Genomic DNA, 12,241 nt, shown 5'->3' on the forward strand with positions numbered 1-12,241 from the left:
CTTATATTTCTCGCTTAAACGCTTACCGTCTTTATAAGGACGCCGAGGTCGTTTATGCTTAGAGGGGCTATTCTTTCTTTGAGTCCTCTGAGTCCTTATTAGCCTTCGGCTCATCCTCTGAAACTGCCTCCTTAGGTTCTGTTGCCGCAGGGATGATTTGCTCTCTCTTCAGCTCCTTATTGCGCTGACGGATCCTCTCGGTCTGCTGCTCCCGACGCTCGCGGATATTTTTACGGGAAACTAATACAATAGCTAATATAATGGCAGCCCCGATAAGTATCGGTAACGCTCCTGCAAGGATAACTACAAGCCACTGAAACATCACAGATAGCGCATTTAAGCTGCCATTTAGAGCATCTGAAGCGCGTTCCAGTAACGGCCCTTGCTCCTTCTTCTCTTTGACAGCAATGCTTTCATCCGTCTGATACACTCTCAATTCTACCGTAGAGAAGGATACATTCTGATTGATATAACGCATTCTACCTTTAATCTGTTCAATGCTTTCTTGAATCGAGCCAAGCTCGTTCGCGAAGGCGACCAGATCGGTGGATTTCGTCGCTTTTTTCATAAACTCTGTATATTGTGCTTCCATTAGCTGCTTTGCCTTCAAACGTGACTCCAGATCAACGTACTCTTCAGAGACATCCTGACCTTGAATGCTGCGCTGTAGAGATTCGTGTTTTACTTGTTCTAATTTATTCAGAAAAGGTGAGAATCCGGAGGCAGGTACCTTAAGGATAAACGTCCCACCTTGCTCGTACTGTGACATATTTTCATTAAACTCAATAATATATCCATTGGCCATGGTTACTAAATTACGTATTTCAGTCTGTGCTTTTCCATAGTCTTCTACTTCCATGTTAAGATTCGCTTTATAGATCAGCTTCTTGTTCAAGCCCGCTACTACATCGCTACCAGTAAACCCTGCACTTGCTTGAACTGTATTTTCTGATGTGGAGCCCTTTACAGCCAAGTTCTCGCTGCCTGTTGCTTCTGCCTCAGGGGCTGCCGAAGTGCTTTTATCCGCTGTTGAGGCCAGCGAGCTCTGCGATTGTACCTCTACTGCTGCGTTGTTACTCGTACTACCATTTTCTTTTGCCGAGCTATCTGCCGCTGAATTCCTATCCGCTGAACCACAACCCGCCAAGACTACCGCAAGAATTAATAAACATAAGTAATGCAGACCCCATTTACGCATTCTCATTCCTCCAAAAATGTAGTAGATACCGCTTGCACGGATCATCATATCGTAACGGAATGTCTTGTTCTAAGCAGATCTCTTCCGTCACTCTTTACTATGACGTTCCAAAACCTGGAAGGTTGCACTTAAAAATGGAATAATGAATAGTTTCTTTTAAATCATGCATACTCAAAAGAAAAAAAGCCGCATTTCTGCGACTTTGGGGTTTCGAACTATCATTTTTTGTGCAAACACTAACCTGGGTTAGAAGAACTTTGTTTAATGACATAAATGCCATCTGGTAGCGAACCGCTTAATAATCTTGCCATGTAAATATCAACATCATAACTAGTGGTGCCTACAAGAACTGAATTCCCTTGAACATTGGCATAAGTCTTCTCTGTGATCACACCAAATGAGTTATTCATAATAGGCGTATATTCCATCCAAGCATAATTGTAAGGATTCACTAATGCAGTTGTCGTGTTACTGCCACCATAAGTATTGGACCACGACGAGCCACCCGTAATGCCAGCACTAACAGCTGTTTGTTTTGCGGTTACACCAAAGCTAGTGTTCGCAATATAACCTTGAGAAACCGAATAGCTGATGTTTAACAACGAATTTCCAGAAGCACTGTTATAAACAGCCTGAGAGATTTTTCTAGTCAAGCCACTTCTAGTAACATAGGAGACATAACCATTTTGTTGGTAAGAGTAGATCGTTGTTTGGAAAGCATCTCTAGGAGCTATAACAGAGGCTTTCTCAAAAGAAGAATCTGTATTAAGCAGGGGCACACTTGGCAACAATCCCTCTTTAGCAGCCTCTAAAGCTTGTCCTTGCGCAAGAATATCATTGTACTCTTCTATTGAGATTTCTGACAATCCCGTAGGTGAGGTTTTGTAGACTTTTATGATTTCGGGTTCACTATTTTGAGGGGCTTCGTCATTATGTACACCTTCTGCACCTGCATAAATAGGTAAACACAAGATTAGCATTAAGGCAAAAGGGAATAGTAAGAACTTTTTCATCAATTTCATCCTCCAATATTTCAGATTAGGATCGGCCGTTCCCTATCGAAAATATTACCAGATATTTTTTAAAATTATATAGATAATTAGGATTATTTTGTATTTTTTGGTATGTTAATGAGAAATGTATTTTGTAATTTTTTATATTTATTTGTATAACTTTGTCATATTTCTGTGATTGAATAACCCATTTGCTTACAAACGCTTTATTTGGTACAATAACCTCGTCTAGCTACACAGAAAATACCAAATACCCTCAATTCATAATGAATGAGGGTAGGGCGCGGTTCTGTTCGGACAAGCTCCACCTTGTTGAACAGAGTAGTTCTTTGTTAATAATGCTGTCTATTACTAAGAAGGGGAGGTGAACCCTCATGGCAAAAGACGTAATTTGCGAAGTTAACTCCTGCACCCACTGGGCAGAAGAGAACAAATGCAGTGCTGATTCTATCTTTGTAGCTTTCCACAGCTCCCAAGAACCTACACGTGCAGAAGAAACAGATTGCAAGACTTTCGAAAGCAAATAAGGTGATAATTTGAAGGGACCCTCCACGGTTCCTTCTTTTCTTTTCTCATTCTATCAAGAATGAGAATTATTATCAAGTGGCTGAAATAAAAAGCCAGGGAGAAATTCCCCGGCTATGATTTATTGTATATCTCTAATGCTATTTGGAGGCACTAACTCCTGCCTTTTCTCTTGCAATAGCGGCAGCCTTTACCATGTTACGAAGTGCATCTTCCGTCTCCTGCCAGCCACGTGTCTTAAGACCGCAATCCGGATTAATCCAGAACTGTTCAGGGTCGAGCACCCGCAGCGCACGATCAATAGCAGCTGTCATTTCTTCTACAGCAGGAACCCGTGGACTATGGATGTCATATACACCAAGACCGATTCCCTTATCATATTCCTGTTCTTCAAAGCTAACGATCAATTCCCCATGGCTACGGGAAGTTTCTATAGAGATGACATCTGCATCCATCGCGGAAATGGAGTCGATCATGTCATTGAATTCGCTATAGCACATGTGGGTATGAATTTGTGTTGTAGCCTTCACATGATTCGTTGCGATACGGAACGACTTCACCGCCCAATTCAAGTATGCCTCATGATCTTCAGCCTTCAAAGGAAGCCCTTCACGGATAGCCGGTTCATCTACTTGAATCATCTCTATGCCTGCATCCTCCAAAGCTTTAACTTCATGACGGAGCGCTAAGGCAATTTGATTGGCTACTGCTTCCCGACTAAGGTCATCACGTACGAAAGACCAATTGAGGATTGTAACAGGACCAGTCAACATGCCTTTAACAGGAAGGGCAGTTAACGACTGAGCATAAACGCTCTCTTTCACAGTCATAGGCTGAATAAAAGCTATATCCGCATAAATAACCGGTGGCTTCACGCAGCGAGATCCATAGGATTGAACCCAGCCATTACTAGTAAATAAGTAACCATCTAGCTTCTCCCCGAAAAACTCCACCATATCCGTTCTTTCAAACTCACCGTGCACGAGTACATCCAGACCCAGTTTTTCTTGGAAGGTAATTGCATCCGCGATCTGCTCACGTACGAACCCATCATAGCGCTCTTGATTCCATACCCCTTTACGCCATTTCAACCTTGCCTGACGTACTTCTACGGTCTGTGGAAAGCTTCCGATCGTTGTCGTAGGCAGAAGTGGCAGCTGCCATTTCTCCTGCTGCACCTTCAGGCGCTCAGCAAACGGTAGACTGCGTTGGTCCGGTAAATCTGCAAGTCCAAGAACTTGCTCCGCAACATCCTTACGGCCGCGTTCAGGAAGCGAACGGAAGGCAGTAAGGACTTCGCGACTGGCTGTCAACGCAGCAGCAGCTTCTCCTGTACCCTCTAAGGCTGCAGCAAGCAGGCCAAGCTCACTAAGCTTCTCATCAGCAAAGGCTAATGCAGCCTTGACGGTTGTCTTCAGCTTCGCCTCACCCTGAACAGTAACCGGAACATGCAGCAAACTGCAAGAAGGCTGTAGAATAAGACGATCAAGCGGTACATGTACACTCAGCTTCTCGATTAGCTGCAGCTTAGCATCCAGATCCGAGCGCCAGATGTTGCGTCCGTCAATAATACCCGCTCCCAGCCACTTATCCTCAGGCCAGCCAAGACGTTCAATCGATGCCAGGTTCGTCCCGCCATCATGGACAAAATCAAGACCTAAACCTTGTACCGGAAGTTTGAACAATGCCTCCAGCGGTTCAGCAGCTTCAAAGTAAGTCTGCAGAATAATATTTAAACCAGGCACGGATTCAGCAATTTCTGTGTAAATCGAGTGAAGTAAGGATAATTCTGACTCATTTATTCCTGTAACAATTGCTGGTTCATCCATCTGTACCCAGCATACTCCTTCTTGCTTCAGTTCCTGCAACAGCTGAATGTAAACCGGAAGAAACCGAGCAGCAATCTTCGCAATATCCGCAGATGCAAAACCTTTTGACAACTTAAGGAATGTATAAAGGCCTAAAACTACAGGTTTACCCTCAATTCCCCCTTGGGACTTGGCAAAACGATAAGCTTCCAGTGGTTTGTTCTCGGTCAGACGCGGCGTTTGTGCACCAATCTCTGGAACGATGTAATGATAGTTCGTATTGAACCATTTAGTCATCTCACAAGCGGTAGCCTCAGCATTTCCTCTAGCCATCGCAAAATAAAGATCAAGTCCAATGTCGCCACCGTCATACGCATAACGTGGAGGTACGATCCCGAACATAACAGCTGTATCCAGCACATGATCGTAGAATGTAAAATCATTTACCGGAATGAAATCAATTCCTGCCTCCTGCTGAGTCTTCAAATGCTGAAGCTGAATGCCTGTCATTTCAGTACGGAATTCTTCCTCATTTATTTTCCCCGCCCAGAAGGCTTCCAACGTTTTCTTCCACTCGCGGTTTTTTCCGATTCTTGGATAGCCAAGATTACTTACTTTTACTTTGTTCGTCACTTTGCAGCTCCCCTTCTCCATTTTCTTATTTTGGACTTGATATCACTTGCATTCCTATAAGCATAAACGCCTTCGGCGTCCTTGTAAGGACGGTAAGCATTTTAGCGAGAAATATAAGACATAAAGCATAGGTGCAAAACTTATACTTTCTTATATTTTAAAAAAGAGCGCCCTTCCCTAAAAAAAGTCAAAGGGAAAGACGCCCATAATATACCTATGGTTAACGTCTAACACCTTCCTATCCTCCGTAGGTGAAGCAGTGCTGTTGAAACAGGCAGGTCTCCTGGCTAGCGGTGTCAGCATCCTTAGCAGTCTTCCCAGCAGTAGTAAATTGCCAGTGACATATGTTGCTATGGACTCTTCCGTTACAGTGGCGGGACCGCATCGGCTTCGAACCGAACTTCCCTTTTAAGCCTACCGAATTACTAATTCCGGCAAGCACCTGTCTCCGTTATTTTCAAGCTAAAACGCCATTGGCGTCCTTTTAAGGACGGTAAGACGTTTATGCGAGAATAATAAGAATAAAGTGAAACTTTTACTTTATCCTTATCATCAATAAAGTGAGTGTCTTAATCTGATGTCATCATACGTGAAAGCCCCCGTCATCTGCAATAGATGACGGGGGCTTTGGTTATATCGATTCCTTATAACGGATTTAGAAAAACACGAAATATACTACTGCAGCAAGTACTATGCGATATATAGCAAATGGTAAAAGCTTAATCCGGTTGATCAATTTCAAGAAGAAACGCATCGATAATAACGCAAACACAAAGGCACTGATAAAGCCTGCAATGAAGAACGGCAGGGCATCGATGGTGAAATATTGCCAGTTCTTCATCAGTGAGAGTAAACTGGCGCCTGCCATGATTGGAACAGCCATAATAAACGTGAAATCAGCAGCAGCACGATGACTCATACCCAGAAGAACACCACCAGAAATCGTCGACCCGGAACGTGAAAATCCCGGCCACAAGGAGAAGCACTGGACCAGACCAACACCTAGCGCCTGCTTATATGTAATCTGATCGACACTCTCCGTTTGAATCTTCTTAGGTCCGAATAGATCCGCAATAATCATTAATACAGCACCGACTACTAGACCGATTAACACGGTAGATGTAGAGAATAAATGTTCGTCAATATAATCATTAAACAGAACCCCCAGCACGCCTGCTGGCACTAAGCCTACAAGCACCTGTGTAAGCTTAAGGTGGCCGCCTTTTTCAAGCTGTGGTTGTTGCTCGGTTACAGGATCCAACTGCTTGCGGCTGAAGCGCTTTAAGCCCAACAATTCAATGAACCTATTTCTAAAAATAACTACAACTGCTAATATTGACCCCAGCTGTATAACCACTTTGAACGTATTGGCCGTATATTGCCCAAATAACTCTGTCGATTTTAACCACATATCATCAACAATGATCATATGACCCGTGGAGGATACCGGAGCAAATTCAGTCAATCCTTCAACAATTCCCAAAATAATAGCTTTAATAATCGTTAATAGCTCCATTTGTTCTCCTCCTTTTAATCATAACTTTTATCTATAAGTCCTTCTCGGCTCAACCTTCGGTGTTCATTTTCCGGCTGCGCTTGCGGAAGAACAAATACCCCAGGATCACTACTCCACCTGCAAGAAGCACGTACACTACGTTAGAGTACATATCCATATACATGGCGATGTCTTCCCAGGACTCACCCAATGCCGCCCCAATAAGCACCAGCAATAGATTCCATCCCAGCGTACCAATCGTTGTGAAGATCATAAACACTCCAAATTTCATGCCCGACATCCCTGCTGGGATCGAGATCAAACTACGCACTAATGGAACCATCCGACAAAATAATACGGTCCAATAGCCATATTTGTCAAACCAAGCGTCAGCCTTGTGGATGTCCTTTTTGCTAATCCGGAGTAGGCCGCCCCAGCGTTCAACGATCTTTTCCAATCGATTTACATCCAACAAACGACCGATATAATAAAGAATCACTGCACCCAGCAGTGAGCCAAGCGTAGCAGCAATGATTACCCCAGGAATGGTCAAATTCGTTGTGGTTGTCATGAATCCGCCAAAAGGAAGGATCACTTCGGAAGGAATTGGTGGAAATATATTTTCAAAAGCGAGCATCAGGAAAATACCAAAGTAACCAAACTGCTCCATAAAATCTGTAATCCATGCTTGCATTTCGTAACCCCCATTATTCAGATCAAGTTCTTCTTCAAGTTGCGTAAATAACGGCTGCGAATAAAAAAGAAGTAAAGTCCCTGGACAGCCAAATATCCCAATAACACCGCCCCGGTCTCCACAGCAATAGATAAGTAGAACAACCGCTGAAGCGCAATAAAGGCAAACACACTATGCAAAATGGCAATCCCAACCGGAACAAAAAACAACAACGACAATTGTATCGTTACAATTCGGTTTAGCTCATGATCTGTAAGTCCCATTTTGGACAAAGTAGAATATTGATGACGATCATGATCTAGATCTGTATACAGCCGGAAGTAAAGGAAGCTGCCTGCCGCTATGAAAAATACAGTACCCACCAGTAAAGAAGCGAATAGCATCGTGTTGTACAATGTTCTCTGTATTTCAAACAGCGTGCCGCTAACAACAATCGCGTATGGCGAGTTACTTTCATAGGATCGTTTCCCTTTATGAGCAAGATCCGCCGCTATACCTACTGTTCGCGGGAAGTCATCCATGTAAAATCCTGTATACAAATCGGTCTGTACGGGATGAATAGCCTTGTAAAGCTCATCGCTAATCACAACACCGCTGAAATCTCCCCCATCCCTTCCATCCAGCTCCGGCAATAGATATTCGGCAATGGGAACATGCTGGGTATAACCCATTTCTCGAATGGAAAGACCTTGCTTCAAAGTGTATATCGGCTTTACTCTACCCGCTTGCAGACTCCGGTCTCGTTGCGAACCGATCATCACCAGTCCTTCATCTCCACTTAGAGGTTGCTCATCCGTCGTAAACCCTGCACGAAGCAGAGCAAGCTTATAATCACTGTAAGCAATCAAGGGAAGCCTTAACGTGCGATCTGGCCCGGTCTGAGATTCCACCTCTGCGTATTTAATCGGAATATTAAGTGTCTCATAGGGTGACCCGAGCGTTGTAAGCTCTTCCTTAATTTCGTCCAAATGCTGGTCAAAAGGATCCTGCGATTGATGGCCTTTGGCTACATAACCAACTGCTGCGGGATAGTCCAATTTCAACTCTCTGGAAAGCGTATGGATCGATGCAAATACTCCCACTGAAGTAAAAGATACTGCGGATACAATCGTCACCATAAAGAACATTCGGGCATTCTCTTTCCAGCGGTAAGACAAGCCCGATAAAGTAATGATATTCGTGCGGTTCCAATACAGGCGCCGGATCGTCTTAAGCAGTTTAACAGTGTAAATACTGAGCTGAGTATAAAAGAGATAGGTACCCGCAACCGTAATTATAACGACGGGGAACATCACCTTTTCAACCGAAGCCGCTTGTGCAGTAGCTGCCATAAAATAGCCCGTTAACAGCAATAAAGCAGACAGGATTGATAACACCAAGGAAACTTTAGGTTCCTCTTCTGCTTTTCGTTCTCCCTGAAACAGCCGCATCAGTGATTCATTCCCAATAAAGAAGAACGTGCTTAGCGAGATTAGAATAAATAACAGCGCAAAGCTACATATCGTTAGTACAAGCGCCTGCCATGGAAGATGAAACGTTAAAAGAGGTATACCCAGAAAAGTAGATCCGATCATTAAAAACAACTTGCCCAGAATTAACCCTAGTAATGTACCTGTCAGAATGGCTGAGGTGCCGATCATCATATTTTCCAAAAATACCATCATGTTGAGCTGTTGCTTCGTCATTCCATGCATCAATAAAATCCCAAACTCCATCTTACGTGACTGCAGAAACGATCCAACCGATACGAGAACGAACAAGGAGCAAAACACATAAATAATGGCTTCTGCCGCCATCATTGTATGAGCTGCTGTACTATAAACCAAACTCTTAGAAATATCCGGATGGTAAATAAACAAAGCGCACACGAAAAAGATCATCACTGAAAAAGCACTGACGACAAAATAAGCCGCATATTTACGCTTGTTACGTGTAACATTCCTATAAGCGAATTGCCGAAAGGTCATGGCTAGTTCCCCCAAGCAGAGACAACATATCAATGATACTTTGGAAGAAAGCGCCTCTGCTGCTCCCCCTGTACATTTCACTATAGAAACGTCCGTCTTTAATAAAGATGACTCGGTTACAAAAACTCGCGGCCACTGCGTCATGTGTGACCATCAGCACAGTTGCCCCTTCTTCCTGATTTACCTCTGTCAGCATATTCATGACTTCACCTGAAGCCTTGGAATCCAGATTCCCTGTAGGCTCATCTGCTAAAATCAGTGCAGGACGATGAATCATCGCCCGGGCGATGGCGGTCCGCTGCATCTGTCCACCTGAAATCTCGTATGTCCTTTTTTGCAGCAGATGCTTGATGTCCAGCATACTTGCTACTTCTTTCAATCTGCTCTCCATTTCCGTTACACGGACACCAGCAAGCGTGAGAGGCAGCACAATGTTCTCCTCAACAGTGAGCGTATCCAGCAGATTGAAATGCTGAAAGACGAAACCAAGCTCATGGCGGCGAAAGAGTGCCTTGTCTTGTCTGCTAAGCAGATTGGGATCTCGGCCGTTGATCAGAATCTGACCGGAGGTCGGCTGGTCAATGGTGGCGATCGTGTTGAGCAGTGTTGTTTTTCCACTCCCCGAAGGTCCCATAATGCCAACAAACTCCCCTTTTCCAACAGAAAAGCGGATATGATTCAATGCCTGAGTGGACACTTTGCCCTCATATATTTTTGATAAATTATGAACATCTAGAATGGGCAAGTGTTACCTCTCCTTCTTTCGACTGGATTGCCTTCATTATACAAAGTGTATACACAGGCTGCCATTTCTCTAACTTACAATGACCTTACATATTTGTAAGGTAGGACTCCTTAAACACTATCCGTACGGTCGTGCCCTTGCCTTCTTCTGAGCAAATGCTCACCTCTTGGCCAAGTTTTCCGCAGATCTGTTTTACAAGATATAAACCCATTCCCGTGGATTCTTGAAAGGTTCGTCCATTGACACCTGTAAAATAAGGATCAAACACACGCGGCAGATCACCTGCTGGGATGCCCACGCCTTCATCTCGTATCTCCAGTACTGCTCTCTTGTCTTCTTGTATGTACCCATGAAAATATACATGTTTGCCGACTTCCGTCGTATAACGTATTGCATTCGTAATAATCTGCGTAAGTACAAAACTTAGCCATTTCTCATCTGTAGTTACGGCGATTCGCTCATCTATTTTAATAGTAGGAAATATACGGTTACGTATGAACAGACGCTTCTGCTCTGAGGTCACGCTACGTACGAGGGTTTCCAAATCCAAACGTTCCACGTAAAAATCGTGCTCAAAGGTATCTAGCCGAGCCGTATAAAGTACAGTGTCCAGTCCTTTTTTCAGACGATCCAGCTCATCACCTATCGCCGTAAAAGGCGGTCCGTCTTTATCTTGAATCATCAAATGGATCACAGACAGCGGTGTCTTCATTCCATGCACCCACTGATTAATAAAGTGAATATGTTCTTCCAGCTTGTGGCGGTAGCTGTGTAAATCATTTTTGTAGAGGCGGAATTGTGACCCTAGTAGTCCTCGTAAACTCACGGCAAGCGGAGAATCCTGTGATGGACCGCCAGCTTCATCTAGAGAGGTAGGTACAGTCTCCAGTCGTTCATAGAACGTACGATTGCTGATATACCGGTAAGCGAGGTAGCCAAGCAGCAGACAAGTGCTGAGAAGAGCAGCGTACAGACTAACACTCACACCACTGCCCCCATCCAGCCGATAGACTAGTGTGATCAAGATGAGCTGTGCTAGATAGACCACAATTAATGGGATCTGCTCCCTTAAAAATAGCTTCAACCCTCATCCCCCCAATTCGGAATCAAGCGGTAGCCTTGACCTCGAACGGTTTGTAGACCGTCCGTAATCTCAAGAGCGGCAAGCTTTTTACGTACACGGGTGACATAGACATTAAGCGTATTCTCATCCACAAAGGCTTGATCATCCCAGATTTTTTCGAGCAGTCTGTCGCGGGTAACGATAGTTCCCGACTTTTGCATCAGCTCATCTAGTATCTTGGCTTCCGTGTGACTTAAATCCACCTTGGCTTCTCCCCGAGTAAGGACTAGTCGCTCCACATCCAGTGCCAATCCGGCAACGGTTAGGGTACGCTCATTGTTGCTTCCCGCATAGGTGCCGTAAGCGCGTCGTAACTGGCTTTTAATTTTGGCCATCGCAATTTCGTAATCAAAGGGCTTCGTAATATAATCGTCGGCTCCGTTCTCCAGCGCCATCACCTGATCCATTTTGCCGTCGCGGGCAGATATAAAAAGGATAGGGCAGGTGGAAATCCCACGAATCTGGCGGCACCAGTAATAACCATCGTATTTTGGCAAATTAACATCTAATAGAACCAGGTGCGGAGCGAACGTCTCAAACTGAGTGCGAACCCGCTCGAAATCATTCACAGCCTGTGTTTCATATCCAAACTTATGTAAATAATCCTGTAGCAGAGCTACCAGTCCACGGTCATCTTCTATAATAAATATTTTGAACATATCATGCCTCCGGTCACAGCCTTAACAATATAGGGGTTTGCCAAATAATATATACATCGTGGACAGGGTTAGTCAAATTTGTTAGGGGGATTATGCGACAGATCGTCAGCGTAAAGCTAGGCAGATCGTCATGCTTAACGTGAGGCAGATATTTAAGGGTAGAATTAAACTATCCCAACCTCTAAAAAAAGACCCGTGAATGAGCATAATCATTCACGGGTCTCACTATATAGTTAGTTGCAGATACAGTAGCGGTAGACATCACAGAGTCGATAAAAAAAACGTCAACCGGCGATATCATCTCGAACATAAGTAACCAATGTCTTGCTGAAGCAATTAGAACTGGATCCGGCCATTTCTACGGGATTTATACCGTTCTTT

Annotated in this window: 10 protein-coding genes and 1 riboswitch; of the genes, 1 reads left to right on the forward strand and 9 read right to left on the reverse strand. The window is 44.1% G+C overall.

Annotated elements, in window-relative coordinates; genetic code table 11:
• Positions 1–67: 67 nt before the first annotated feature.
• The gene (locus tag CA600_RS29295; RefSeq protein WP_179281774.1) at positions 68–1,198 is read right to left on the reverse strand and encodes a DUF4349 domain-containing protein; all 1,131 of its coding nucleotides are present in this window, start codon (positions 1,196–1,198) and stop codon (positions 68–70) included.
• Positions 1,199–1,434: 236 nt separating this feature from the next.
• A complete protein-coding gene (locus CA600_RS29300) occupies positions 1,435–2,211 on the reverse strand; it encodes a hypothetical protein (RefSeq protein ID WP_094874626.1) in 777 nt (258 codons plus the stop codon).
• Between the two features lie 374 nt (positions 2,212–2,585).
• Here CA600_RS29300 and CA600_RS29305 point away from each other — a divergent pair, with 374 nt between their 5' ends.
• Positions 2,586–2,738 carry a DUF1540 domain-containing protein gene (locus tag CA600_RS29305; protein ID WP_076120659.1) on the forward strand — a complete coding sequence of 51 codons (153 nt, stop codon included), beginning with the start codon at positions 2,586–2,588 and terminating at the stop codon, positions 2,736–2,738.
• Positions 2,739–2,876: 138 nt separating this feature from the next.
• Here the strand turns inward: CA600_RS29305 and metE are convergent, their stop codons facing one another.
• The 7 genes from metE to CA600_RS29340 all read right to left on the reverse strand — a co-directional run bounded on the left by metE (position 2,877) and on the right by CA600_RS29340 (position 11,860).
• The gene (metE, locus tag CA600_RS29310) at positions 2,877–5,177 is read right to left on the reverse strand and encodes a 5-methyltetrahydropteroyltriglutamate--homocysteine S-methyltransferase (RefSeq protein ID WP_256990060.1); all 2,301 of its coding nucleotides are present in this window, start codon (positions 5,175–5,177) and stop codon (positions 2,877–2,879) included.
• Positions 5,178–5,433: 256 nt separating this feature from the next.
• Positions 5,434–5,638: riboswitch (cobalamin riboswitch) on the reverse strand.
• Positions 5,639–5,832: 194 nt separating this feature from the next.
• Positions 5,833–6,693: an undecaprenyl-diphosphate phosphatase gene (locus CA600_RS29315; protein WP_042190575.1), complete on the reverse strand. Its 861-nt coding sequence runs from the start codon at positions 6,691–6,693 to the stop codon at positions 5,833–5,835.
• A 49-nt stretch (positions 6,694–6,742) separates the two neighbouring features.
• A complete protein-coding gene (locus CA600_RS29320) occupies positions 6,743–7,366 on the reverse strand; it encodes a DedA family protein (protein ID WP_042190577.1) in 624 nt (207 codons plus the stop codon).
• A 17-nt stretch (positions 7,367–7,383) separates the two neighbouring features.
• A complete protein-coding gene (locus tag CA600_RS29325; RefSeq protein ID WP_094874628.1) occupies positions 7,384–9,333 on the reverse strand; it encodes an FtsX-like permease family protein in 1,950 nt (649 codons plus the stop codon).
• Positions 9,308–10,078, reverse strand: a complete 771-nt coding sequence (locus CA600_RS29330; protein ID WP_094874629.1) for an ABC transporter ATP-binding protein — start codon at positions 10,076–10,078, stop codon at positions 9,308–9,310. The genes CA600_RS29325 and CA600_RS29330 overlap by 26 nt, the downstream gene beginning before the upstream one ends.
• 85 nt (positions 10,079–10,163) lie before the next feature.
• A complete protein-coding gene (locus tag CA600_RS29335) occupies positions 10,164–11,162 on the reverse strand; it encodes a sensor histidine kinase (protein WP_094874630.1) in 999 nt (332 codons plus the stop codon).
• A complete protein-coding gene (locus CA600_RS29340) occupies positions 11,159–11,860 on the reverse strand; it encodes a response regulator transcription factor (RefSeq protein WP_094874631.1) in 702 nt (233 codons plus the stop codon). Before CA600_RS29340 ends, CA600_RS29335 begins: the two co-directional genes overlap by 4 nt.
• Positions 11,861–12,241 lie beyond the last annotated feature (381 nt).

The organism is Paenibacillus sp. VTT E-133280 (assembly GCF_002264385.1).
Lineage (GTDB): Bacteria > Bacillota > Bacilli > Paenibacillales > Paenibacillaceae > Paenibacillus_AQ > Paenibacillus_AQ nitricinens.

What these genes read in the sequence shown, in the direction of transcription:
- CA600_RS29340 (WP_094874631.1), bottom strand. Translation starts at nt 11,860, where the DNA reads ATGTTCAAAATATTTATTATAGAAGATGACCGTGGACTGGTAGCTCTG.
- CA600_RS29320 (WP_042190577.1), bottom strand. Translation starts at nt 7,366, where the DNA reads ATGCAAGCATGGATTACAGATTTTATGGAGCAGTTTGGTTACTTTGGT.
- CA600_RS29305 (WP_076120659.1), top strand. Translation starts at nt 2,586, where the DNA reads ATGGCAAAAGACGTAATTTGCGAAGTTAACTCCTGCACCCACTGGGCA.
- CA600_RS29295 (WP_179281774.1), bottom strand. Translation starts at nt 1,198, where the DNA reads ATGCGTAAATGGGGTCTGCATTACTTATGTTTATTAATTCTTGCGGTA.
- CA600_RS29300 (WP_094874626.1), bottom strand. Translation starts at nt 2,211, where the DNA reads ATGAAAAAGTTCTTACTATTCCCTTTTGCCTTAATGCTAATCTTGTGT.
- CA600_RS29325 (WP_094874628.1), bottom strand. Translation starts at nt 9,333, where the DNA reads ATGACCTTTCGGCAATTCGCTTATAGGAATGTTACACGTAACAAGCGT.
- CA600_RS29315 (WP_042190575.1), bottom strand. Translation starts at nt 6,693, where the DNA reads ATGGAGCTATTAACGATTATTAAAGCTATTATTTTGGGAATTGTTGAA.